The 23,815-nt window shown below is 63.6% G+C and carries 20 protein-coding genes; 13 read left to right on the top strand and 7 right to left on the bottom strand.

Annotation, left to right across the window (positions count from 1 at the left end; genetic code table 11):
- Window positions 1–141: 141 nt before the first annotated feature.
- The 3 genes from CFE35_RS09820 to CFE35_RS09810 are packed head-to-tail and all read left to right on the top strand — an operon-like array spanning window position 142 to window position 6,916.
- A complete protein-coding gene (locus CFE35_RS09820) occupies window positions 142–2,250 on the top strand; it encodes a bifunctional rhamnulose-1-phosphate aldolase/short-chain dehydrogenase (protein WP_292930409.1) in 2,109 nt (702 codons plus the stop codon).
- Between the two features lie 10 nt (window positions 2,251–2,260).
- A complete protein-coding gene (gene rhaI / locus CFE35_RS09815; RefSeq protein ID WP_292930408.1) occupies window positions 2,261–3,550 on the top strand; it encodes an L-rhamnose catabolism isomerase in 1,290 nt (429 codons plus the stop codon).
- A 30-nt stretch (window positions 3,551–3,580) separates the two neighbouring features.
- On the top strand, window positions 3,581–6,916 hold the full coding sequence (locus CFE35_RS09810) for a glycosyl hydrolase (RefSeq protein WP_292930407.1): 3,336 nt from the start codon (window positions 3,581–3,583) through the stop codon (window positions 6,914–6,916).
- Between the two features lie 171 nt (window positions 6,917–7,087).
- Here the strand turns inward: CFE35_RS09810 and CFE35_RS09805 are convergent, their stop codons facing one another.
- From CFE35_RS09805 to CFE35_RS09775, 7 genes are all read right to left on the bottom strand, one after another.
- Window positions 7,088–9,007: a hypothetical protein gene (locus tag CFE35_RS09805; protein WP_292930406.1), complete on the bottom strand. Its 1,920-nt coding sequence runs from the start codon at window positions 9,005–9,007 to the stop codon at window positions 7,088–7,090.
- Window positions 9,004–9,312, bottom strand: a complete 309-nt coding sequence (locus CFE35_RS09800) for a hypothetical protein (protein ID WP_292930405.1) — start codon at window positions 9,310–9,312, stop codon at window positions 9,004–9,006. Before CFE35_RS09800 ends, CFE35_RS09805 begins: the two co-directional genes overlap by 4 nt.
- A 64-nt stretch (window positions 9,313–9,376) precedes the next feature.
- Complete coding sequence (locus CFE35_RS09795) at window positions 9,377–9,961, bottom strand: hypothetical protein (protein ID WP_292930404.1); 585 nt, start codon at window positions 9,959–9,961, stop codon at window positions 9,377–9,379.
- A gap of 39 nt (window positions 9,962–10,000) precedes the next feature.
- Window positions 10,001–10,528, bottom strand: a complete 528-nt coding sequence (locus tag CFE35_RS09790) for a VOC family protein (RefSeq protein WP_292930403.1) — start codon at window positions 10,526–10,528, stop codon at window positions 10,001–10,003.
- Window positions 10,525–12,123 (bottom strand): AMP-binding protein, encoded by a 1,599-nt coding sequence (locus CFE35_RS09785; protein WP_292930402.1) that lies wholly within the window; start codon window positions 12,121–12,123, stop codon window positions 10,525–10,527. Before CFE35_RS09785 ends, CFE35_RS09790 begins: the two co-directional genes overlap by 4 nt.
- Window positions 12,124–12,125: 2 nt before the next feature.
- On the bottom strand, window positions 12,126–13,010 hold the full coding sequence (locus CFE35_RS09780) for an AraC family transcriptional regulator ligand-binding domain-containing protein (RefSeq protein ID WP_292930401.1): 885 nt from the start codon (window positions 13,008–13,010) through the stop codon (window positions 12,126–12,128).
- 381 nt (window positions 13,011–13,391) lie between these two features.
- A complete protein-coding gene (locus CFE35_RS09775) occupies window positions 13,392–14,030 on the bottom strand; it encodes a TetR/AcrR family transcriptional regulator (protein ID WP_292930400.1) in 639 nt (212 codons plus the stop codon).
- A 68-nt stretch (window positions 14,031–14,098) separates the two neighbouring features.
- Between CFE35_RS09775 and CFE35_RS09770 the strand changes: the two genes are divergently transcribed.
- The 10 genes from CFE35_RS09770 to CFE35_RS09725 all read left to right on the top strand — a co-directional run bounded on the left by CFE35_RS09770 (window position 14,099) and on the right by CFE35_RS09725 (window position 23,804).
- The gene (locus CFE35_RS09770; RefSeq protein WP_292930399.1) at window positions 14,099–15,163 is read left to right on the top strand and encodes a phosphotransferase family protein; all 1,065 of its coding nucleotides are present in this window, start codon (window positions 14,099–14,101) and stop codon (window positions 15,161–15,163) included.
- 13 nt (window positions 15,164–15,176) lie between these two features.
- Window positions 15,177–15,914, top strand: a complete 738-nt coding sequence (locus CFE35_RS09765; protein WP_292930398.1) for an SDR family oxidoreductase — start codon at window positions 15,177–15,179, stop codon at window positions 15,912–15,914.
- A gap of 19 nt (window positions 15,915–15,933) precedes the next feature.
- Entirely contained in the window at window positions 15,934–17,160 is a 1,227-nt protein-coding gene (locus CFE35_RS09760) for an acyl-CoA dehydrogenase family protein (RefSeq protein WP_292930397.1), read from the top strand.
- 14 nt (window positions 17,161–17,174) lie between these two features.
- Complete coding sequence (locus tag CFE35_RS09755; protein ID WP_292930396.1) at window positions 17,175–18,215, top strand: alcohol dehydrogenase family protein; 1,041 nt, start codon at window positions 17,175–17,177, stop codon at window positions 18,213–18,215.
- Window positions 18,216–18,351: 136 nt separating this feature from the next.
- Window positions 18,352–18,852 (top strand): MaoC family dehydratase, encoded by a 501-nt coding sequence (locus tag CFE35_RS09750; protein WP_292930395.1) that lies wholly within the window; start codon window positions 18,352–18,354, stop codon window positions 18,850–18,852.
- Window positions 18,849–19,334 (top strand): MaoC family dehydratase, encoded by a 486-nt coding sequence (locus CFE35_RS09745; protein WP_292930394.1) that lies wholly within the window; start codon window positions 18,849–18,851, stop codon window positions 19,332–19,334. Before CFE35_RS09750 ends, CFE35_RS09745 begins: the two co-directional genes overlap by 4 nt.
- Complete coding sequence (locus CFE35_RS09740) at window positions 19,331–20,560, top strand: CoA transferase (protein ID WP_292930393.1); 1,230 nt, start codon at window positions 19,331–19,333, stop codon at window positions 20,558–20,560. The genes CFE35_RS09745 and CFE35_RS09740 overlap by 4 nt, the downstream gene beginning before the upstream one ends.
- Before the next feature lie 13 nt (window positions 20,561–20,573).
- Window positions 20,574–21,482, top strand: coding sequence for a CoA ester lyase (locus CFE35_RS09735; protein ID WP_292930392.1), 909 nt, complete (start codon window positions 20,574–20,576; stop codon window positions 21,480–21,482).
- A complete protein-coding gene (locus tag CFE35_RS09730) occupies window positions 21,472–22,368 on the top strand; it encodes a CoA ester lyase (RefSeq protein WP_292930391.1) in 897 nt (298 codons plus the stop codon). Before CFE35_RS09735 ends, CFE35_RS09730 begins: the two co-directional genes overlap by 11 nt.
- The gene (locus tag CFE35_RS09725; protein ID WP_292930390.1) at window positions 22,365–23,804 is read left to right on the top strand and encodes an aldehyde dehydrogenase family protein; all 1,440 of its coding nucleotides are present in this window, start codon (window positions 22,365–22,367) and stop codon (window positions 23,802–23,804) included. The genes CFE35_RS09730 and CFE35_RS09725 overlap by 4 nt, the downstream gene beginning before the upstream one ends.
- Window positions 23,805–23,815 lie beyond the last annotated feature (11 nt).

The raw sequence follows: 23,815 nt of genomic DNA, 5'->3' as shown, positions 1-23,815 counted from the left end.
ATGATGGCGCCGTGCTTCAGCGCGCCTCTCCCCGATGGTTCTTTTTAGAAAACGATCATTATCAATCAAGATTGATCGTTTCCAGCAGAAATGTTAGCAAGGCTCGTGGCGCGGCCCCATGACCGACGCCGGAAGGATGCCATGAACGCCGAGACCGCTCTTTTTGCCGCGATCCCCTTCACCGTGCCTACCAGCCGCTGGGACGATGCGCACGCCGCAATGCTCAGCCCGGCGCAATTGCTGCTTTACCGGTCAAACCTGCTCGGGTCCGACCTTACCGTCACCAATTTCGGCGGGGGCAACACTTCGGCCAAGCTCACCGAAACCGATCCGCTCACCGGCGAGGCGGTGGAGGTGCTCTGGGTCAAGGGGTCGGGCGGCGATATCGGCTCCATGAAGCTCGATGGCTTCGCCACGCTTTATCAGGCCAGGCTGCTAGGCCTTGAAGCGCAGTACAGCGGGCCGGACCATGACGACAAGATGGTCGGCTACTTGCCCCACTGCACGTTCAACCTGAATGGCCGCGCTGCCAGCATCGACACGCCGCTGCACTCGCTGCTGCCCTACGCGCATGTCGATCACGTCCACCCTGATGCGATCATCGCGCTCGCGGCATCTTCTGGCGGCGAAGAAGCCACCAAGGCAATCTGGGGCGGCAAGATCGGCTGGCTACCGTGGAAGCGTCCTGGCTACACGCTCGGCGTAATGCTGCGCGACTTTGTCGCGGCCAATCCGCAGGTTCAGGGCGTCATGCTCGCCGGCCACGGCATCATCTGCTGGGCAGACAGCGCCAAGGCGGCCTACGAACACACGATCAGCCTGATTGCGGATGCCGCGCGCTATCTCAACGCGGCGCAAGGCAGCAAGCCCGCGTTCGGCGGCGAGATTGTTGCGCCGCACCCCGATCGCGCTGCGATTGCCGCAGACCTCATGCCCCGCCTGCGCGGCCTGATGACAGGTGCGCGCCGCAAGCTGGGCCACTTTTCCGATGATGCCGAAGCGCTCGAATTTGTTGGCAGCGCGCACTTCCAGCGCCTCGCCGCGCTGGGCACATCCTGCCCCGATCACTTCCTGCGCACCAAGATCGCGCCCTTGACGCTGGACCCCGCGCGCCTGACGGACGATGCTTACCTCGCGCAGCAACTCGCCGATTACCGCGCGATGTACGCCGCCTATTACGAACGCTGCAAACGGGCGAACTCCCCCGCCATGCGCGATCCCAACCCGGTCGTCGTGCTAGTGCCGGGCGTGGGCCGCATCACGTTCGCCACCGACAAGACCACCGCCCGCCTCGCGGGGGAGTTCTACGGCAACGCGATCAACGTGATGCGCGGCGCGGAAGCCATCGGCGACTACATCGCGCTTGATGAGCAGGAAGCCTTCGATATCGAGTACTGGCTGCTCGAAGAAGCCAAGCTTCAGCGCATGCCTGCGCCAAAGCCCATGGTCGGCAAGATCGCACTTGTAACGGGCGGGGCTGGCGGCATTGGCGCTGCCACCGCCGCGCGGCTCCTGAAAGACGGTGCCTGCGTGCTGCTCGCGGATCGCGACGCTGATGCAGTCGAGGCCGTACGCGAAGGGTTCGCCAAGCAGTTCGGCAAGGATGTGGTCCGCGCTGCCGTCTGCGACGTGACCGACGAGGCGCAGGTTCAGGCCGCGTTCGGCGCTTGCGCGCGCGAATTCGGCGGGCTCGACATTCTCGTCGCCAATGCCGGCATTGCCTCATCCGCTGCCATCGAAGACACCACGCTCGATCTGTGGAACCGCAACTATGATGTGCTGGCGCGCGGCTATTTCCTTACCGCCCGCTCCGCCTGGCCGCACCTGAAGCGCATGAAGGAGCAGGGCGGCACATCGGTCGTGTTCATCGGCTCGAAGAACGGCGTCGCAGCGGCCACCAATGCCAGCGCCTACGCCTCGGCCAAGGCGGCAGCCAATCACCTCGCGCGCTGCCTCGCCCTCGAAGGCGCGCCCGCCGGCATTCGCGTCAACGTGGTAAACCCCGACGCCGTGATCCGCGGCAGCCGCATCTGGGATGGCGACTGGCGCAAGGAACGCGCTGGCGCCCACGGCATCGATCCCGGCAGCGAACTCGAGGAACACTACCGCCAGCGCTCGATGCTGAAGCGTGATGTTCTGCCTGAAGACATCGCCGAGGCGGTCTATTTCCTCGCCAGCGAAATGTCGGCAAAATCGACCGGCAACATGATCAATGTCGACGCGGGCAACGCCCAAGCCTTCACGCGCTAAAGGACGGAAGATGACACTTCCCCTATCCGCCGACCTGATCGCCGAGCACAACGCCGCCCGCGCCGAAGCCCTCCACGAGGACTACGAAGCCCTAGGCCGCAAGCTCGCCCGCAGCGGCATTTCCATCGATGCCATCAAGGCCCGCGCTGCAGCCTTCAGCGTCGCCGTCCCCTCTTGGGGCGCAGGGCGCGGAGGCACGCGCTTCGCCAAGTTCCCGATCCCCGGCGAACCCACCGATATCTACGAAAAGCTGGAAGACTGCGCAGTCATCAACCAGCTCTCCCGCGTCACGCCGCGCGTCAGTCCGCATTTCCCGTGGGACAAGGTAAGTGACTACAAAGCACTGCGTGAAGAGGCAGCCAGCCTCGGCCTCGGCTTCGATGCGGTCAATTCCAACACCTTTCAGGATCAGCCTGGCCAGGCGCACAGCTACAGCACCGGCTCGCTCGCCTCGACCCTCGAAGCCACGCGCGCGCAGGCCATCGCCCACAACATCGAATGCATCGAAATCGGCCAGCAACTGGGCTCGAAGGACCTGACGGTATGGGTGGGAGATGGCACCAATTTCCCCGGCCAGCAGGACCTAGCGCGCAGCCTAGATCGCTATCTGGAGGCCGCTGCACAGGTCTATGCCGCGCTGCCGGATGATTGGCGCATGCTGCTCGAACACAAGATGTTCGAGCCCGCGTTCTATTCCACCGTCATTTCGGACTGGGGCTCCTCGATCCTCGCCGCGCAGGAACTCGGCCCCAAGGCCAAGTGCCTCGTCGATCTGGGCCACCACGCGCCGAACGTGAACATCGAACAGATCGTCGCCCGCCTCCACCGCTTTGGCAAACTGGGCGGCTTCCACTTCAACGACAGCAAATACAGCGACGACGACCTCGATTCCGGTTCGATCAACCCGCACCAGCTGTTCCTCGTGTTCAACGAACTGGCCGAAGCCGAACTCAACCCGCGAGACGGCTTTAACCCCAGCTACATGATCGACCAGTCGCACAATGTCACCGACCCCATCGAATCGATGCTTTCCAGCGCCGAAGCCATCGCCCAGTGCCATGCCAAGGCCATGCTGGTAGACCGCGAGGCGCTCCATGCCGCGCAGGAAGCCAACGATACGATGATGGCCTTCCAGGCGCTGCGCCGCGCCTACACGATCGATGTCTCCCCGATCCTCGCCATGGCGCGCATGGAAGCAGGCGGCGCGATCGATGTGCTGGAGGCCTACCGCACCAGCCAGTGGCGTTCCCGCAAAGCGCAAGAGCGCAAGGCGGTTGGGCTTGGAGCGGGTATCGTCTGAATAGAGAACATAAAAGCCGGGAGAGGTACGATGGGATTGAGGACTTATGTCGCAGCACTCGCAGCGGCCAGCGCACTTGTGCCCGCGCTCTCGTTTGCCGATCCGGCTCCCACACTCGAAGAGCAGTTTCGCGACCCGCCGCCGTCAGCCCGGCCGCGCATCTGGTGGCACTGGATGAACGGCAACGTCACCGAAGAGGGGATCAGGCTCGATCTTGAATGGATGAAGCGCATCGGCATTGGCGGAGTGCAGAACTTCGATGCCCAGCTTGAGACCCCGCAAGTGGTTGAAAAGCGGCTCGTGTACATGACGCCGGAATGGAAGCACGCGTTGCGATTTGCTGCGGAGACTGCCGACCGGCTCGGCCTTGAAATGGCGATTGCCGCTTCCCCCGGTTGGAGCGAAAGCGGCGGACCTTGGGTGAAGCCCGAGGATGGGATGAAAAAGTTTGTCTGGGCAGAAACCATTATACCTGGCGGCAAGCGGTTCAGGGGCAAGCTTGCTACCCCACCCAGTGTGACCGGTCCGTTTCAGGACCTTGGCATGCAACCCAAGATCGGTTCCGATCATCCCAAGACCGACCTGCCGCAACTCTATCGCGATACTTATGTGCTGGCCTACCGCGAGAAGGAAGCACCGCTCGCCCCGGTGTTTTCCGCCTCCTCCGGCCCTGTCGATGGCGCGCTGGTTAGCGACGGTAAGCAAGCCACTGTGCTCCAGATCCCTGCTGGTACGGCCGAAGCACCCGGCTGGTTGCGTGCCGATCTTGCCGTACCGCAAGTGGTGCGCTCTGCCACGCTCGGCACTACACCGCGCACGCTGTTCGGCGCCGCCAGCTTCGAGCCCGTGCTGGAAACCAGCGCCGATGGCGTGACATTCAGCGAAGTCGCGCGCTTCCCCACCGGCACCAGCGCGGAATACACGATCACTTTTCCGCCCGTTACAACCAAGGCCATGCGCGTGCGGTTCTTGCCCGATAGCAAGGGCTTCGCTCTTGGCCCGCCGCCCGCGCCCGGCGCGGCGTTTCCCGCCTTCCCGGGTTTCATGAGCGGTGGCCCGAAGTTGATCACGATCTCCGAATTGCGCCTTTCCACGTCCGCACGCACCCACCGCACCGAGGAAAAGGCCGGATTTGCGACCAATTTTGATTACTACAGCCTTGCCTCACCACAGGGCACCGGCGTTGATCCCGCCGACTTGATCGACCTGACTGGCAGGATGCAGCCCGACGGCAGCCTCGATTGGGCACCGCCCAAAGGCCTTTGGCGCGTGCTGCGCATGGGCTACTCGCTGACTGGCACCGAAAACCATCCCGCCACGCCCGAGGCAACCGGGCTCGAAGTCGACAAGTTCGATGCTGAGGCCGTGCGCCGCTATATCAACACGTACCTTGATACGTATGTGGATGCTGTGGGCAGGGACCTGATCGGTGGGAAAGGTGTGCGTGCACTGCTCAACGACAGCATCGAGGTTGGCTCTTCGAACTGGACGCCGAAGCTGGTGGCCGAATTTACCGCGCGGCGCGGCTATGATCCGGTGCGGTGGCTGCCCGCGCTGACGGGTGTGATCATCGACAGCCCGGCAAGGACCGACGCGTTCCTATATGATTTCCGCAAGACCCTCGCTGACCTCATGGCTGAGGCACATTACCGCACGATCACCATGGCAGCGCACCAGCGAGGACTGATCCACTATTCCGAAGCGCTGGAGGACAAGCGCCCCTCGCTCGGCGACGATATGGACATGCGCCGCGATGCCGACATACCGATGGCCGCGATGTGGTCCTATGCCGCTGGGGGAGAACCCCAGTCGACTCATCAGGGTGATATGCGCGGCGCGGCCTCGGTGGCGCATGTCTATGGGCAAAATCTCGCTGCGGCGGAATCGCTGACGTCCGCGTTGCAGCCTTGGGCTTTTGCGCCGCGCGATCTGCAACCGATGATCGACATGGAGTTTGCGCTCGGCATCAATCGCCCGGTGATCCACACCTCGGTCCATCAGCCGCTGACCGAAAAGGCTCCCGGCTTTTCGCTGTTCATCTTTGGCCAGTATTTCAACCGGCTCGAAAACTGGGGCGAGATGGCCCGGCCCTGGGTGGACTACATATCCCGAAACAGTTTCATGCTCCAGCAAGGGCGCCACGTTGCCGATGTCGCCTATTTCTACGGCGAAGAAGCTCCGCTGACTGCGCTGTTTGCCAAATCTGTGCCCGATGACCTTCCAAAGTCGAGCGGATTCGACTTTGTGAATGCCGACGTCGTGCTGAACCAATTAAGAAACGATGGTAGCGATCTGGTGGCCAAAAGCGGCGCGCGCTACAAGCTGATCTACCTTGGTGGTTCAAGCCGACAGATGACGCTACCCGTGCTCAAGCGCCTTGATGAGCTCGTGCGGGGCGGCGCGACGCTGGTCGGGCCGAGGCCTGATGGAACGCCCAGCCTGTCAGACGATGTGGCGGCTTTTGACGCGCTGGCTCAGCGCCTGTGGGGCGGGGATACAGGCAAGGGCATGGTGCTCGCCATGGCGGATGTGAACAAGGCTATGGCAGAGCTCGCCATCACACCGGATTTCGAGCACAGCAAACCGGCGCCAGACACTACGGTGCTGTTTGTCCACCGGACCACACCCACCACCGACATCTATTTTTTCACGAACCGCAAAGACAGGCCGGAAAAGCTCGACATCAGCTTGCGGACAACCGGCAAACTGCCTGAGCTTTGGGATGCTGCAACCGGGACATCGCGTGAGGTCAGCTATACTGTGCGGGATGGTCAGACGATCATCCCGATGACGCTCGAGCCGTATCAGTCTGGCTTCGTTGTTTTTCGCAAAGCCTCAGGAAGCGGATCTGCTCGGCCGCCCGCTGCACCGGTCCATGGCGGAACTCTGGACATTTCAGGGCCCTGGACACTGGCGTTTCAACCGGGTCGCGGTGCTCCTGCGCAAATCGTTTTGCCGCAGTTGATCGATTGGGCAAAGCACAGTGCGCCGGAAATCCGGTATTTTTCGGGCGTTGGAACCTATCGTCGAGACGTGCAGATTGCTGCCAAAGCATTGCGTCACGGCAAATCGCTCACCCTCGATCTCGGCGATGTCCGCGATGTGGCGGAGGTTGTCGTGAATGGCAAATCAGTCGGCACGCTGTGGAAGGCACCCTATCGGCTGGACATTGCCGGTGCTGCCAAGCCTGGCACCAACGCCATCGAAATCCGTGTCGCCAATCTGTGGGTCAATCGGCTCATTGGTGACGCACAGCCTGGCGCCAAGCCGATCACGTTTACAACGATGAAGGCCTATACGGCCTCGGCGCCACTTCGCCCATCGGGTCTCATCGGTCCTATCAGGCTTGAGATTGAAGCCTACTGACAAGACTGTGGGTTTGCAAAGATGTAAGGCTGCAAGGGTGGAAGCCTGAGGCGTTCGCATTTATCGCGGAAGATCATTCTGATTTATAACATAAGTTGTAGATCGGGAGGTAGCTCGGATGACGCCATGGAGAGGCAATTGAACCTTGCCTATGATCGGGCGGCTATGCTTTCATTCCGGATCAAGGACGAATTCAGTCCGGCCTGACAGCATGACCGCAAGCGAAGCATTACCGCTTCCATCGGCGCGGAGTTCGCCTGATGCAGCGCCGCGAACGAGGTAGCGGGCACCAGGCCGGAGGTTGGAGATGGGAATCGTCTGGAGTCCCCCTGCCTGACCAGGGTAGAGTACGGCTTCCAGTCCCGTTCCGTCGCTCCAGGCGCGGGCGACAAGCACGTCCGGATAGGCGGTTGCTTCTATCTTCGGCCCTTCAAGGCAGGTGCGAGGTGCACCTTGCGTGAAGGTCGCGGCAAAGTCGCCGGTTTCCATCAGGGCGCCCATCACGGCAGTTGCATTGGCGATGTTCGAGCCTTTGCGGTAGCGATGCACGCCATCATCGATTGCGGGCAGGCAGCACCGTTCGAGACCGGCGAGCGCAGCATCGGCGATGCGGCGGTCGCCGAATTCGCGCGCGGCCACGAGGATGCCCGAGAGCGTGCCGCCGTGGCCCGGGCGATAGTTCCCGGCATCGAGCCCTTCGCCGGGCAGCCGGAGCCATTCGCCATCGGCGTCGCTCGCGATCAGCGGTTCCAGCTCCTTGCGCGCGATCGCCCATTGCTGGCGCGCGCGTTCGGGGAGGAAGGCGTTCTCGAAATAGGAATAGCCTGCCTCGCCAACCGGGAAGGGCACGGGCAGGCCAGTGTATTGCGAGCGGAGACCAATGGTTGATCCGGCAGCATCGGTGAACTCGGTTTCCAGCCCATGGAGCCATGCCGGAAGATGACGGTCCACCAGGTGCGTTCCCAGCAAAGCGTCATGCGACGCGAGCGAGAGCATGCCGTAGTGGTTGCAGATCGGATAGATCCAGTTCGGTTCGCAGGCGTACTGGCCGAACTCGGCGGTTCCATAGTTCTGGTTTACGGATCCGATCAGCGTGCGGAAATCATGCGGCCATGCTTTTCGGTCGTTGAGCCTGAAAGTCAGGCTGCCGGGCTCGAGGTAGCTGTGGTCGCCGCTGGCAAGCATATAGCCGCCAACATGCGCCCCGAACCATCCCGTCAGCATGATGTTGTCGCGCTTGGCCGGATCCCAGTCGGTGAAGTTGAGGTGTCCCCAGCAGCTTTCCAGAACCCAGTAGTCCCACACCTTTCGCTGCAGGTACTTCTCGATCAGGTTGCGCTGGGCCTGCCGCATGTAGCCGCCGAAGCTGGGCAGGTATTGGGCCTGCGCGATAGCGAGCGCAAAGCCCATATGGTTGATCTGGTAGCGCAGCGCCGCAGGCTGGAACTGGTCGATGATGGTGAAGCCGTCGAAGCTCTCGACCGGTTGCAGCGTGCGATCGAGCAGATAGCGCAACCGGGTGATCTGATCGGGGGTGAGTTCGCGGCGGCAGGGATCAGGCTGCGCGGCCTGCATCACGCGTACTTCGGCCAGCGATTGCGGCAGGAAGGCCTCACGCGCACTGGCCCGTAGTGCCCCGGCTTGTGCTGCTGCCCGGTTGCGGGCGCGCAGCGCCAGCGCGCCGGTCACGATCAGGCCGGCCGAAGCGAACGGGGCAAGGCTCCACCCGCTGTCTTCGCCTGCGAGCAGACTGGCGATCCCGGCAGCGGCCAGCCAGACCAGCACTGGCGCTACGACCGCACCGGCCCAGAACCAGGCAATCAGCGACGCAAGGAACAGCACCAGTGTCAGTGGCAGGAGCAAGGTGTACCAGCCGCCCAGGGCAAGAAAGCCGCCGCCCGGCAGCCACAGGCCGAGCCCCGCAGCCTTGAGCGCTGGGGAGAGATTGAGGATCTGCGGCAGGAAGCCGATCGCGACCATCAACAGCCAGAGCATCACCGTGCGGCGCTGGATCCGGGCAGTGGCCGGTCCAGTGAGCCCTCGCGTCTTAGGCAGACGGTCGGGCGTGAAGTTCAAGGCAAGGGTGTTCATGGTCTGCTTCCCCCGAATGTGCCGCATAGCGTGTTCATGATTGTCTGCCGCAGCGCGGTGTCACCGCCGTAAGCTGGTGCGCTTACGGCCGCGCCGGCACTGGCGGCGAGCACACCGCCCAGACCGAGCGCGACTGCCGCTCTGGTCACGCGCCGCCGCGCATGCTGCACCGGCATCGACTGTCCCGGCTTCCATTCCACGGCGGCATCGGCCTGCCAGCGCGGCGGTCTGCCGAAACGCAGCAAGCGTCGCAGCGGCCAGATCAGTATGGAAACCAGGTAGATCGCGAAAGCGCAGCAGGCCATGGCCTTGTCTCTCCGGGATTGCAGTCCTTCTTGCGGGACTGCGTTTGCATTTAAAGCGCCGGCTTCAGCCGACCGAAGCTCTCAATTCATCCTGCGCCTGTCTGATCAATGGCCCAAACGTGTTCCGGGCATCCTCGACCGTCAGAAAATCTTCGTCCGCGCATTCGACGAGCACCCTCGTCGGGGCGGGATAGACGCGTTCACCGATCATGCGCCCCTCGGAATCATAGGGCCACATCATGCAGACCCAGCGCTGCTCGATGTACTTCTTGCCTGGCTCGGCCCCGGCAATGCAGCGGGCAATCGCCTGTTCACCGGTCAGGTAGGTGTTATAGAGCGCTTCGGAGCTGAAGCCCCAGTCATCGATCAGCAGTTCCTCATGGTCGAGGATCATCACGGTGGTCTCGGTTTCGACTAGGCTCTTGTAGAAGGTCTGTACCTGTTCGCGCCCGTCCAGCTCGATCAGCCCAGATGTTTCCGCGATGCGGTAGAATGGGTGTCCGACGGTCATGTCCGGCGCGAAGATTTCCTCCCAGCGGCCGGATACCTCAAGCATGGCGTGAAGCCGGTAGTTGGCGGCGATCTTGCGGTGCAGCGGGTTGGTCAGCCGGGTCAGCGCCTTGTCGGCAGCAACAGTCAGATCCGTCATGTTTCTTTTCATGGGGCGCTCCTCTGGCGGGTAGTCTTTTCAGCCGAACTGCCGAACGGGATCCGACCCGTCCCAGTCGATCGCAGCCTCGCGGATGAAGGCATAGATTGCGGCGACATCGGGCAGGAGCTCGCTCACTTCGACGAGCGGATCGCAAGGGGATGGCGACTGGAAATAGGTGTAACGCACGCCGTTGGCGAGCAGGCCCGCAACTTCGACGGCGAGCCCGCGCTGCCGTGCGGCGTTGATCATCGCATCGTAGTCCTCAGTCCACACCGAAGTGTGGTGCAGGCCGCCTCCGCGCTTGCGCAGAAACTGGTGCCAGGTCGCCGGGCCATCGCCCTGCGGTTCGATCAACTCGATCTGCATGTCGCCCCAGTTGCCCATCGCGATGCGCATCTTCGGCTCGTCGGCAGGCGTATCACCGATGTGGAAGCTCGTGTGCGGTGGCTGCCCGATCATGAAGAAGGGGCCGGCACCGACCACTTCGGTCCAGTAGGCTATGGCAGCCTCAAGCGAGGGCACTACGACCCCGTGCTGGGTTGGTGGGCCAAAGAACCGGCTCATGTCTCGCCTCCTGTTTCAATGCTGCGCATGATGAACTTCTGGATCTTGCCGGAGGGTGTCATCGGCAGTTCCGCAACGAAGCGGACGCGCGCGGGCACCTTGTAATGCGCAATGGTGCCGCGGCAGTGTGCCAGGATATCGGCTTCGCTGGGCGCGTGATTTGCCGCTGCAATGATCCAGGCCACGACGATCTCGCCGAACTTGCTATCCGGAACGCCGATCACGGCGACATCCTGAACCGCCGGGTGGGTATAGAGGTGCTCTTCGATCTCGCGCGGGCTGATGTTCTCGCCGCCACGGATGATCATGTCCTTTGACCGCCCGGTGATCGCTACATAGCCTTGCTCGTCCATTGCCGCGAGATCGCCCGAATGCATGAACCCGTCGGCATCGATGGCACGCCGGGTCGCTTCGGGGTCGTTCCAGTATCCCGCCATGACCGAATATCCGCGCGTACACAGTTCGCCCTGAACCCCGCGCGGCACGATCTCGCCCGCCTGATCGACGATCTTGATCTCGATATGCGGCAGCACCCGGCCAACGCTCGCAATCCGGGCCTCGAAGGGATCGTCTGGCAGGGTCTGCGTGCTCACCGGGCTGGTCTCGGTCATGCCGTAGGCGATCGTCACCTCGTGCATGTTCATGCGGTCAGCCACGCGGCGCATGACCTCGACCGGGCAGGTCGATCCGGCCATGATGCCGCCGCGCAGCGATGCAAGGTCGCAGGCCATGTGATCGAGCGCATCGAGCATTGCGATGAACATCGTCGGCACACCGTAGCAATGGGTGCAGCCCTCGTCGGCAATCGCGCGCAGTGTCGCCTCGGCGCTGAAAGCGCTGGCTGGGTAGACCATGGTGGCCCCGTGCGTGAGGCAGGCGAGATTGCCCATCACCATCCCGAAGCAGTGGAACAGTGGTACCGGGATGCAGACCCGGTCCCCCACTTTGACCCCGGCATTGCGGCCAACCGCATCGCCGTTGTTCAGAATATTGCGGTGCGAGAGCGTGACGCCCTTGGGACGCCCGGTGGTGCCGCTGGTGAACTGGATGTTGACCGGATCGTCCGGCTGCCCGTCGGTGCCTTCGAACACCGCATCCGCCGGGGCGAACAAGGCATCGAAGGCAAGCCAGCCGGGTGGCGGGGGTGCATCGAGCATGACCCGGAATTCAAGCGCCAGCGCATCCACTGCTGCAAGCTCTGCCGCATAGTCTATCGCCTTGAAGCCGGCCGCGCTCACCAGCATGCGGGCGCCCGAAAGCGCCAGAACATGCGCGAGTTCAGACCGGCGATAGGCGGTATTGAAGGTGACGAAGATCAGCCCAGCGCGCGCAGTGGCGAACTGCAACAGAGTCCAGGCGGCCGAGGTGGGGGCCCAGATGGCGACGCGGTCGCCGGGCTCAAGCCCTCGTGCCAGTAGTCCCGCCGCCAGCCGGTCGACCCGTGCATCGAGTTCGCGCCAGCTCAGCCGCAGGCCTTCCGCGCAGGAAACAAGGGCTGTGGCATCGCCCCAGTCCGCCGCGGCCCGGCGCAAGGCTGCGCCGATCGTGATTTCGAGCAGCGGCGGCGCAGTCGCCCCGATGGCATGCGAGTCCATTTCTAGTGCACCTCTGTTGCGATGTCGCGCGGTGCGGACGCGCGCTTGCGGCGCATCACGCGCGCGGGGCGCAGATGTGCCGCAAGAAAGCGGCCAGCGATTGTCGCGTCGGCAAAGCCCAGCCGATAGGCGAGCTCGGTCAACTGGGGGCGCGGCTCGCTGGAAAAATACTCTTCCGCCACGCGCTTGCGCACCTCCAGCACGATACTGGCAAAGCTGTGGCCCTCTTCACCCAGCCGCCGCTGCAGCGTGCGGCGGCTCTGCACCAGCATTTGCGCGATGAGGTCGAGGTTGGCTGTGCCACCGGGGAGGTTGGCCAGCACTGCCTGCTCGACCTGTTCGACGAGGCCATTCGGACGGCTGCGCGCGATCCTGTCGAGCTGCGATTCGAGATAGGCCAGCATCGAGGCATTCGCATGGGGTTGCGCCCGGTCCATGTCTTCCTGGCGGATGACCATTGCATTGCGCAGCGCGCCATACTCGATCGGGCAGGCAAAGTAGCTGCGGCGGAAACGCTCGATGCGAGGGGGGGCGCAGGTCAATTGCAGCCGGATCGGCGCCCACCGTTCGCCAAACATCATCCGCGCCAAACGGACATCAAGCGCCAGGATCGCCTCCATGAACTGCTGGCTGCCGAACTGCGCCGGAACCGCCGTGAAATGGCGCAGGCACACGTCATCGCCCTCGCGCTCCACCACCGAACCGAGCGCCTGGTTCTCGAGGTGCAGGTAGCGGCTGGTAATGCGCACGACTTCGCCAAACGTCGGGCAATGATCCCAGAGCAGGCTGAGCGGGCCGAAGCCACGCGGATTGCTCCAGGCGGCAAAGGCGATGCCGAGATCCGGGCGCACCCCGGCAACCGAACAGACCTCCAGGATATCGACCATCACATGCGCGGGTACGGTCTCAAGTTGGGCAGCGCGCCTTGCCCAACCGGCTAGTTCGGTATCAAGACAGGCGTTAAGGTCGAGGCCTGTGGTTTCGGCATAGCGCACGAACTGTCGCAGCGTGCCAGCATGGGCTTGAGGCAATGGACTGGGTGGATTGGCATAGCTCACGCGGGCCAATGCCTCGCCAAAGCTATGGCATTCCCGCTCAGCCTGATCATGCCTCGGCTCCTCTTGGCGGGCGCCTGCATCTGCTGTGCGGGCGTCTCCTGTCTCCTGCTCCATATCATACACGGATCGTCAGGATAAAAACCGACAAATTGCGCCAAAAAGCGGGCATTGGATGCCAAATGGTGCGTGCTCGATGAGGGCTGGCGTCCCTCAGTCTGCCTCTACCATTGCAGACAGCGCATGAATGGCGTGGTCCAGTGTGCCGGGATCGCGCCATGTAGGGTGATCGCGGGAGGTATCGGCCAGTTCTCGTTCGCGCGAGGCGAGGACGCCGCCAAGCGCCGCGCCGAGGAACAGCAGGCGCTGGTTCATCAACGGCGCGGGCATGTCTGGGCGCAGCCGCCGGATATGATCGAGGCACCTCAGGTAGCCGGCGTTCCAGCGGCCTTCCAAGGCGTCCATGAACAGTGCGCGGTTGGCGAGTTGAAGCACAACGACGAAGCGGCTGTAGCAGTCGCTCCATGGCGGTGAAACTGGCGGCAGCGAGGATTCGACCAGCAGGCGTACGACTTCGGTCACAGTCGCGGGGCCGCCCGCAGCCTCGGCCGCATCGAGCATGGCGCAGCGCAGATCGTCGATCAGGCGCGCGCCGTGGACGATCACCGCACGGACCAGTTCGTCCTTCGAGCCGAAGTGGTAGCCGACTGCCGCATGGTTCTTTTGCCCCGCCGCCTCGGCAATCTGGCGGACAGTAACGCCGTCGATCCCGCGCTCGGCAAAGAGGCGCAGCGCCGCCTCCTTGATGGTTTCTGCCGCATCGCTGCGTGGGGCAAGTTCGGGGCGGGACATCTTGCTGGACAAATAGCCGTTGACTCGGGTTTACGTCAAACGCATTATCCATATGGATAAATCAGGGAATGCCGGAGAGAATCGGTGTGACGGAAGAGAGGCAAGTGTCGGGCGTGCCGCTGGGTGCGCTTGCGCAATGGATGGATAGCGAGGGGCTGGGCACCGGAGCGCCACTGGAGCAGGTCATGCCCATCGGCGGCGGCACGCAGAACGTGCTGCTGCGCTTCGACCGGGCGGGGCGCAGCTATGTCCTGCGCCGACCGCCGCCGCATCTGCGCGACAATTCGAACGAGACGATGCGACGCGAGGCGCGGTTGCTGGCAGCGCTGGCCGGCAGCGCAGTGCCGCATCCCGGGCTGATTGCGACCTGCGGCGATCCCGAAGTGATTGGCGCGGCGTTTTATCTGATGGAGCCGGTGGCCGGTTTCAATGCGGTGAGCCACATGCCGCCGCTGCACGCGGGCTCACCTGCGATCCGCCGCCGCATGGGCCTGGCCATGGTCGAAGGGATCGCCGCACTCGGCGCGCTCGACTATCGCAGCTGCGGACTTGAGAGCTTCGGCAAGCCGGACGGGTTCCTCACCCGGCAAGTGCCGCGCTGGCAGGCGCAGCTGGAAAGCTACACGCAGTTTGCAGGCTGGACCGGGCCTAACAAAATTCCGGGCGTAGCGACGGTTGCGCGCTGGCTGGAAGACCATTGCCCCACCAGCTTCACGCCAGGCATTCTCCACGGCGACTATCATCTGGCCAACGTGATGTTCTCCTACGAAAGCGGCGAACTTGCCGCAATTGTCGATTGGGAACTGGCGACATTGGGTGATCCGTTGCTCGATCTGGGCTGGATGATCGCAACTTGGCCGGAACACGATACCCCCGGCGCGGCCGATGTGGCGGTCACGCCTTGGGCAGGGTTCCCTTCATCCGACGAACTGGTTGCTCACTATGCCGCGCGTTCGAGCCGCGACTGCTCTGCGATCGACTGGTACGTCGTGCTTGCCTGCTACAAGCTTGGCATCATTCTGGAGGGCACACACGCCCGCGCCTGCGCCGGCAAGGCTCCGCGTGAAACGGGCGATCTGCTCCATGCCAAGACCATTGCCCTGTTTGAACGTGCGCTGCGGCGCATTGGCTGATCGGAGAGCCTGAATGATCGATGACACGGATTTTACCGGCAAGAACGTACTGGTTGTGGGCGGATCGAGCGGGATCGGCAATGGCATTGCCCATGCCTTCTGCGCGCGCGGCGCGGCCGTGCATGTCTGGGGTACGCGCGCTGATCCTGCGGATTATGATGCGGCGGATGGGTCTGATCTTTCGGGCCTTGGTTACACCTGTGTCGATGTCAGCGATCCCGATGCGATCGAAGCCGCGCCGCAGCCGTTTGCGCGCCTTGACGTGCTGGTGCTGTGCCAGGGCACGGTGGTCTACAAACGCGGCGAGTTCGAGCGGGAAGGGTGGGACAAGGTCATCGCGGTCAATCTCGACAGCGTGATGCACTGCGCCCGCAAGTTCAAACCGCAGCTGCTGGAAACGAAGGGCAGCGTGACCATCGTCAGCTCGGTGTCAGGCTTCAAGGCCAACGTGGGCAATCCGGCTTATGCCGCTTCCAAGGCCGCTGCCATCAGCCTCACCAAAACGCTGGGCCAAGCGTGGGGGCCGGAGGGCATCCGCGTCAACGGCCTTGCCCCGGGCCTTGTCGATACCAAGCTGACCAAAGTCACCACGCAGCACCCGGAGCGGCTGGCGGGCGCGCTTGCCACCATCCCGCAGCGGCGATTGGGTTCGCCCGGCGACATGGGTGTGGCCGCTGTGTTTCTAGCCTCGCCGCTCGCCGCCTATGTCACTGGCCATACGCTCGTCGTCGATGGCGGCCTGTCGCTTTAAGTCCAGAAGGATCAACCAGATGAATTTCGAACATAGCGACAAGGTGAAGGACCTGCTGAGCAAAGTCGGCGCCTTCATGGAAGAGCACGTCTATCCGGCGGAGCAGGCCTATCACGACTTCGTCCATGATCCGGCGAACCTGTGGCAGGAATGGCCGGGGATGGAAGCGCTCAAGGGCAAGGCGCGCGCGCAGGGGCTGTGGAACTTGTTCCTGCCGCACGAGTACGGGGCCTTTTCGCCGGGGCTCACCAACTTGGAATATGCGCCGCTTGCCGAACTGATGGGCAGGGTGCCTTGGGCATCACAGGTGTTCAATTGCTCGGCCCCCGATACCGGCAACATGGAAGTGCTGGCCAAGTTCGGCAGTCCGGCGCAGCAGGAGAAGTGGCTGAGGCCGCTGCTTGCGGGCGAGATCCGCTCGGCCTACGTGATGACCGAGCCGCAAGTTGCCTCCTCGGATGCCACGAACCTTGAGATGTCGATCACGCTGGATGGGGATCACTATGTGCTCAATGGGCGCAAGTGGTGGATTTCCAATGCGATGCATCCGAAATGCACGATCTGGCTCGTGATGGGCAAGACCCGCTTCGACGGGCCGCGCCATAGCCAGCATTCGACCATCCTTGTCGAGCCCGGAACCCGCGGCATCACCATCGTGCGCCACCAGACCGTGTTCGGATCGCACAATTCGCCAGGCGGCGAATGCGAGCTGCGCTTCGACAATGTGCGGGTGCCGAAGGAGAACCTCATTCTCGGCGAAGGGCGCGGCTTCGAGATCGCGCAAGGCCGCCTCGGGCCGGGCCGCATCCACCACTGTATGCGCTCGATCGGGCAGGCGCAGCGCGCGCTGGAAATCATGGCGCGGCGGGCGGACACCCGGGTGGCTTTCGGCAAGAAGCTGGCCGAGCAATCGAGCATCCGGCAGGACGTGGCCAAGAGCTTCTGCGAGATCGAGATGGCGCGGTTGCTCACGCTGAAAGCCGCCGATGCCATGGACCGCTACGGCAATGTGGTTGCCAAGGATCTGATCGCCGCGATCAAGGTCGTTGCGCCGCAAATGGCGCAGACCGTCTGTGACCGGGCCATTCAGGTTCACGGCGGCATGGGCGTTTCGGACGATACGCCGATCGCCGGGTTCTTCACGCTCAACCGCTTTGTGCGGATCGCAGACGGGCCGGACGAGGTTCACATGAGCCAGCTCGGCAAGCAGAAGATCAAGGAATATGTCGCGATGAACGAGCGGTAAGGGGAGAGCACAGCATGAAGGCCCTGAGATATTATGGCGCGCGCGACGTACGCTTTGAAGCGATGGACGATCCCGCGCCGCAATCGGTGGCGGAAGCGGTGGTCAAGGTCGAGGCCTGCTCGATCTGCGGGTCTGACCTGCACATCTACCACGGCCACGGCTTCTCGGAGGACGTGGGCTTCTGCGTCGGCCACGAGGCGGTGGGCGAGGTGGTCGAGATCGGCAGCGGCGTCCAGCGGCTCAAGGTGGGGGACAAGGTCATGCTCCCCGGCGCGGTGGGCTGCGGACGGTGCCGCTCGTGCCTTGCGGGGGTGGTCAACCTTTGCGAGTTTGGTCTGGGCTCGTGCTACGGACTTTCATCAAAGCTGCAGGGCTCGCAGGCCGAAGCGGTGCGCGTGCCCGCCGCCGACATGAACGCGGTGAAGGTGCCCGAAGGCGTCAGCATGGAGCAAGCTCTGCTGATGACCGACGCGCTCGCCACCGCATGGTTTGGCGTGCGCGAGGCGGATGTGCGGCCCGGCAGTTCGGTTGCGGTGATCGGGCTTGGCCCCATCGGCCTGATGGCAGTGGACAGCGCTTGGGTGATGGGCGCGCACGTCGTCTATGCGATCGATCCGGTGCCCGAACGGCGCGCGCTGGCTGAGCAGGCTGGGGCCATCGCGCTGCACCCCGATGAAGCGCTGGAGCGGATCAAGGCGGACACCAAGGGCCGAAAGCTCGATTGCGTGGTCGAAGTGGTGGGCCATGATGCCACCGTGGACTTCGCGCTGCGCATCGTACGGCCGCGCGGCACGGTCTCGGTCATCGGCGTGCAGCAATCGCGGCGCTTTCCCTTCCCGCTGGAGCGCGCGTTTGCTGCCGGGCTTACTTTCCGCGTGGGCACGTGTTCGGTGCCCGAGGAACTGCCCGCGCTGTTTCCGCTGGTACAGTCGGGCCGCCTGAAGCCCGAACGCTATATCAGCCACCGCCTGCCGCTGAGCGACGGAGCCGAAGCTTACCGCATGTTCGAGGCGCGCGAGGCAGGCGCGCTGAAGATGGTTTTGCTGCCCGATTGAGCGCAGGCGGTGCAGGGGCAGCTGTCGGTAGGCTGCTCCGGAATTACATATGCAATGAATAGGCCTGGGCCTTTCAAGGCGCATTGCCCCCGCGCAGACTTGGCCGCATCCTGATCGCGAGAGAGGAAGGCTAGGTATGAGTTCCGACATAATTGCGTCGGCCAGACTGCGTGCGCGCGGTCGGCTGTTTGAAGATTTCACCATCGGCGAAGTAAAACCGCACCACTGGGGCCGAACCATCTTCGAATCCGATACGGTCAATTTCTCGGTTCTGACGCTCTCCTATAATCCGCTCTACACCAATCGCGCCTATGCCAAGGCGCACGGGCATCCCGATATTGTCGTGAACCCGCAGCTTGTGTTCAATGTGGTGCTTGGCCTCAGTGTCGAGGACTGCAGCGAGATCGGCGGGCCATTTCTGGGCGTGCACGATCTGGTCTATCACCGGCAGGTCTATCCCGGGATCACGCTCATGGCGCAGAGCGAAACGGTCGATGCGCGCGTATCGGATAGCAATCCGGCCAACGGCATCGTGACCTGGCGCACCGAAGGGCGGGATGAGAACGGCGACCTGATTGTCAGCTTCCGCCGCTCGAACCTGGTGCGGCTGCGCCATCCCATCAGCGAGAAAGCATGATCATGCAGCTTGCCAGCCTGACCAGCGACGACAACTATTTCGAGGATTTCGAAGTCGGCGCGAAGATCCGCCACGCGCGCGGCAAGACCGTCACGCCGCTCGAGAATGTCTACATCACAAACATGGTGATGAACACCGCGCACGGGCACTTCAACGAAGACGCGATGAGCAAGACGCCATTCGGGCAGATCATTTCCTATGGCGGGGTCAATTTCTCGATCGTGCTGGGCCTTTCGAGCCAGGACTGCGTGGAAAATGCGCTGGCTGAACTGGGGCTCGACAATATCCGGCTCTCGAAGCCGGTTGTTCATGGCGACACGATCTATGCTTTCACTGAAGTGTTGAGCAAGGAAGATGCAGGCCAGGACGACGCCGGCATCGTCACTTTCCGGCACTACGGGTTCAACCAGCGCGACGAGCAGATCGCGCAAGTCGACCGGCGCGCGCTGATCAAGCGCAAGAGCCACTGGGCTCGGCGATGAGCACGGTTTCCCCGCGTACGGGCGCGCTCGCCGATATCCGGATCATCGACCTGACCCAGATGCTGGCAGGGCCCTTCGGCACGATGATGCTGGCTGATCACGGGGCCGACGTGGTCAAGGTGGAGGCACCGGCGGGTGACATGACCCGGCTGAGCGGACCTTATCGCCAGGATGACAGCGAGCGCGTGTTGGGCGGATATTTCCAGTCGATCTGCCGCAACAAGAAAAGCGTCTGCCTTGATCTCAAGACCCCGCAGGGTGTGGCCGCGCTCAAGGCGCTGATCGTGGATGCCGATGCGGTGGTCGAAAACTTCCGCGCGGGTGTGCTGGAGAAGCTCGGCCTTGGCTATGAAGTGCTGCGCGAGATCAATCAGAAGCTTGTTTATGGGGCGCTGCGCGGTTTTGGCGACGCGCGGACCGGCGCTTCGCCCTACAGCGATTGGCCCGCATTCGATGTGGTGGCGCAGGCCATGGGCGGGATCATGGGGGTTACTGGCCCTGATACCGATACGCCCACCAAAGTTGGCCCCGGCGTGGGGGATACGATCCCGGGCATGATGCTGGCTTTTGGCGTGCTGGCGGCGATCCACCATGCGCGGCGCACCGGGCAGGGCCAGTTCGTCGATGTCGCGATGACGGATGCCGTGCTTGCGATCAGCGAGCGGATCGTGTGGCAGCACTCGGTTCTGGGGCAAGTGCCAAGGCCGGAGGGCAACCACCATCCGTTCCTCTGCCCCTTCGGCATGTATCCCGCGCGCGATGGTTTCATCACCATTGCTGCGCAGCAGGACAGCTATTTCGGCGTGCTCTGCCAGAAACTCGGCTGCGCCGAGCTGCCCGCCGATCCGCGCTTTGGCAGCTATGCGCTGCGGTCCGAAAATCGCCATGTGCTGATCGGCTTGCTCAGCGCGCAAACTGCGCGCTTCACCAAGGCCGAGCTCAAGCAGATGCTGGGCGGGCGTATACCGTTTGGCGCGGTGCAGGATATTGCCGAGATCGAGGCTGATCCGCATTTCGCCGCGCGCGAGATGATCGTGGAGGTCGAGCAACCCGGCTCCACTCCGATCCGCATTGCCGGTGTGCCGATCAAGATGACCGAAACGCCGGGCCGCGTGCGCCACCGCGCGCCTTTGCTGGGCGAACATACCGAGCAGGAATTGCGCCATGCCGGCCTTTCCGAAGCGGCCATTGCCGAAATCCTGGCGCTGCGCGCCGAACCTGCCTGAAGGAACCTGTAGCATGACCCGTCCCCGCCGCGCCCGCCGTTGTCAGCTTTCCGTACCCGGCAGCAGCGAGAAGATGCTTGCCAAGGCCGCTGGATCGGCCGCCGATCACGTGTTTTGCGATCTGGAAGACGCGGTCGCCCCCTCGGCCAAAGTGGAAGCGCGCGGCAAGATCATAAACGCGCTCAACACGCTGGATTGGGGCAAGAAGACCCGCTGCGTGCGGATCAACGATGTTTCCACCCAGTGGTGCCACGACGATATCATAGAAGTGGTGACCGGTGCCGGCGCAAATCTCGATACGATCATGCTGACCAAGCCGTACTCGGCGGCCGACGTGATCTTCCTCGACCGGATGCTCACCCAGCTCGAAAAGAAGCTGGGCCTTGAAAAGTCGATCGGCATCGAAGTGCTGATCGAGGAAGTGCAGGCATTGCAGAACGTGGAGGACATCTCCCGCTCCACCCCGCGCCTTGAATGCCTCGTGTTCGGCATGGGCGATTACTCGGGCTCGCAGGGGATCGACACCCGCGACATCGGCGGAACGGGCGACTTTCCGGGTGACATCTTCCACTATGCCCGCTTCCGCATCGCCATGGCGGCGCGCGCTGCGGGGATCGACGCGGTGGACGGGCCTTATGCCAATTTCGGCAACCCGGAGGGCTATCTCTCCGAAGCCAAGCGCGCAAAATCGCTCGGCATGGTCGGCAAGTGGGCCATTCACCCGGCACAGATCGCGCTCGCAACCGAAGTGTTCTCGCCCGATCCGTCGGAGGTTGCTTTCGCGCGCAAGCTGGAGACCGCTTACCGCGAGGCCGAGGCGCAGGGCCTTGGTGCTGCGCAAGTGGACGGCGTGATGGTGGACGTCGCTTCGCTTCGCCTCGTGCGCAACACGCTCGACAAGGCGGAGCTCTATGGCCTCTGAGCACCGCCAAAGCCGCCCGCGCCGCAGCGCGCTCTACATGCCCGGCAGCAACGCGCGGGCGATGGAGAAGGCGCGCGGCCTGCCCTGCGATGTGGTGATCCTTGATCTCGAAGACGCGGTTGCCCCTGATGCCAAAGTCCCCGCGCGCGATGCCGTCGCGGCGGCGCTCGCGGATGGTGGATTTGGCCCGCGCGAAGTGGTCGTGCGCGTGAATGGCCTCGACACGCCGTGGGGCGGCGATGATCTGGCGGTGTTTGGCAATTGCGGCGCTGCCGCCGTGCTGGTGCCCAAGGTGAGTTCGGCAGACGAGGTCCGCGCGGCTGATGCCTTGCTGGGCGGCGATACCCGGCTGTGGGTGATGATCGAGACGTGCGCCGCGATGTTCCGTCTGGAGGAAATCGCTGCGGCTTCCAAGGATACGCGGCTCGATCTGTTCGTTGCGGGGACCAACGATCTCGCCAAGGAACTGCGCTGCGTGCTCGATACGGGGCGCAGTGCGCTGGCGCCGGGGCTGTTCCTGATGCTGGCCGCCGCCCGCGCCCATGGCCTCTCGGTGCTTGATGGGGTGTTCAACCCGCTCGACGATCCGGCCGGTTTGGCGCAGCAATGCGCGCAAGGCGCGGCGATGGGCTTCGATGGCAAGACGCTGATCCACCCCAGCCAGATCGAGACGGCCAACCCCGCGTTCAGCCCTGCTGCAGATGCGGTCGGCTGGGCTCAGGTCGTGGTCGACGCCTTCGCCGCGCCCGAGGCAGCCGGGGCGGGCGTGCTCAAGGTGCAGGGCAAGATGGTGGAATTGCTGCACCTCGAAGAGGCGCGGCGCACGCTTGCAATTCATCAGGCCATCACCGCGAATGCCGCCAGCCTCAAGGAACCCGTAGCATGACGCAGCAGACCTGGGATCACTTCATTGGCGGGCAATCGGTGCCCCCGGCCAGCGGTGCCTACCTTGATGCCGCGCAGCCCGCGCAGGGCAGCATCGGCGCGCGGGTTGCGCTGGGCAATGCCGCAGATATCGCGCGTGCGACGGCTGCGGCCAGCGCGGCCGCGCCGGCATGGCGTTCGTGCCGCCCGATCGAGCGCGGCCGCCAGCTATCGGCGCTCGCGCGGGTCATTCGCGAAAACGTGGGCGAGCTCGCCGCGATCGAAGGCGCCGAAACCGGCAAGCCCGCGTGGCAGGCCAGCGCCGAAATCGAAATTGCTGCGCAATATTTCGAGTATTACGCGGGCCTCGTGAACCTGTTTCAGGGTGAGAAGATCGATCTAGGCTCCGGCTATCACAGTTACACCAGCCGCGAGCCGTTTGGCGTGGTGGGTGTGATTACGCCTTGGAACGCGCCGCTCAATCAGGCTGCGCGCGCGGTGGCTCCGGCGCTGGCAGCGGGCAACGCCGTCGTGCTCAAGCCTTCCGAGTTCACCTCGGGCACCAGTGTTGCGGTGGCGCGGCTGGCGTGCGAGGCGGCGGGGATCGCGCCGGGCGTGTTCAATGTCGTCCTCGGCAATGGTCCCGATTGCGGCGCGGCGCTGGTCGGCGATCCGCTGGTGCGCAAGCTTGCTTTTACCGGCAGCGTGCGGGCTGGCCGACAGATCGGACATATCGCGGCGGACCGGATCATTCCGCTCACGCTCGAATTGGGCGGAAAATCGCCCAACATCATCTTTGAGGACGCCAACTTGGCCGATGCGGTGCAGGGCGCGATCCGGGGCTTTGCGATCAATGCCGGGCAAGTCTGCCTCGCCGGCACGCGGCTCTTGGTGCAGCGTTCCGTTTATGATGCGGTGCTCGAAGGGCTGAAGGCGGCGATTCCAACCATCAAGATCGGGCCAGGCGCGGATTGCATGGTCGGCGCGCTGACCACCCGCGCGCAATATGAGCGGGTAAGCGAGTGGTTCGAGACCGCCCGTTCCGAAGGCGCACGCGCGCTGGTGGGCGGCGCGGTGGAGAGCCGGGCCGAATGGGGTGAGGGCTGGTTCATGCCGCTCACCGTCTATGTCGATGTAAACAACGAGATGCGTATCGCTCGCGAGGAAGTGTTCGGACCCGTTCTCGTGGTCATCCCCTTCGAGGACGAGGCTGAGGCGGTTCGTATCGCCAACGACACGGAATATGGCCTTGCCGCCGGGATATGGACTCAGAACCTCAGCCGCGCACACCGGGTCGCGGCAGCGGTCGAGGCCGGGCAGATCTACATCAACGAATATCAGGCAGGCGGTGTGGAAACCCCGCTCGGGGGCATGAAGGCCAGCGGCTACGGGCGCGAAAAAGGCATCGAGGCGCTGCACCACTACACGCAGCTCAAATGCGTGACGATCAAGCTGTGATGGGAGAGCAA

This window comes from Novosphingobium sp. PASSN1, from assembly GCF_002278815.1.
The sequence above is the reverse complement of the archived record's forward strand: the minus strand, read 5'-3'. Positions and strand labels throughout refer to the sequence as shown.

Coding starts and splice junctions, on each gene's coding strand:
- CFE35_RS09770 (WP_292930399.1), top strand. CDS start 14,099: ATGCCGGAGAGAATCGGTGTGACGGAAGAGAGGCAAGTGTCGGGCGTG.
- CFE35_RS09740 (WP_292930393.1), top strand. CDS start 19,331: ATGAGCACGGTTTCCCCGCGTACGGGCGCGCTCGCCGATATCCGGATC.
- CFE35_RS09735 (WP_292930392.1), top strand. CDS start 20,574: ATGACCCGTCCCCGCCGCGCCCGCCGTTGTCAGCTTTCCGTACCCGGC.
- CFE35_RS09755 (WP_292930396.1), top strand. CDS start 17,175: ATGAAGGCCCTGAGATATTATGGCGCGCGCGACGTACGCTTTGAAGCG.
- CFE35_RS09760 (WP_292930397.1), top strand. CDS start 15,934: ATGAATTTCGAACATAGCGACAAGGTGAAGGACCTGCTGAGCAAAGTC.
- rhaI (WP_292930408.1), top strand. CDS start 2,261: ATGACACTTCCCCTATCCGCCGACCTGATCGCCGAGCACAACGCCGCC.
- CFE35_RS09790 (WP_292930403.1), bottom strand. CDS start 10,528: ATGAGCCGGTTCTTTGGCCCACCAACCCAGCACGGGGTCGTAGTGCCC.
- CFE35_RS09775 (WP_292930400.1), bottom strand. CDS start 14,030: ATGTCCCGCCCCGAACTTGCCCCACGCAGCGATGCGGCAGAAACCATC.
- CFE35_RS09745 (WP_292930394.1), top strand. CDS start 18,849: ATGATCATGCAGCTTGCCAGCCTGACCAGCGACGACAACTATTTCGAG.
- CFE35_RS09725 (WP_292930390.1), top strand. CDS start 22,365: ATGACGCAGCAGACCTGGGATCACTTCATTGGCGGGCAATCGGTGCCC.
- CFE35_RS09750 (WP_292930395.1), top strand. CDS start 18,352: ATGAGTTCCGACATAATTGCGTCGGCCAGACTGCGTGCGCGCGGTCGG.
- CFE35_RS09810 (WP_292930407.1), top strand. CDS start 3,581: ATGGGATTGAGGACTTATGTCGCAGCACTCGCAGCGGCCAGCGCACTT.
- CFE35_RS09795 (WP_292930404.1), bottom strand. CDS start 9,961: ATGACGGATCTGACTGTTGCTGCCGACAAGGCGCTGACCCGGCTGACC.
- CFE35_RS09730 (WP_292930391.1), top strand. CDS start 21,472: ATGGCCTCTGAGCACCGCCAAAGCCGCCCGCGCCGCAGCGCGCTCTAC.
- CFE35_RS09765 (WP_292930398.1), top strand. CDS start 15,177: ATGATCGATGACACGGATTTTACCGGCAAGAACGTACTGGTTGTGGGC.
- CFE35_RS09780 (WP_292930401.1), bottom strand. CDS start 13,010: ATGGTCGATATCCTGGAGGTCTGTTCGGTTGCCGGGGTGCGCCCGGAT.
- CFE35_RS09785 (WP_292930402.1), bottom strand. CDS start 12,123: ATGGACTCGCATGCCATCGGGGCGACTGCGCCGCCGCTGCTCGAAATC.
- CFE35_RS09820 (WP_292930409.1), top strand. CDS start 142: ATGAACGCCGAGACCGCTCTTTTTGCCGCGATCCCCTTCACCGTGCCT.
- CFE35_RS09800 (WP_292930405.1), bottom strand. CDS start 9,312: ATGGCCTGCTGCGCTTTCGCGATCTACCTGGTTTCCATACTGATCTGG.
- CFE35_RS09805 (WP_292930406.1), bottom strand. CDS start 9,007: ATGAACACCCTTGCCTTGAACTTCACGCCCGACCGTCTGCCTAAGACG.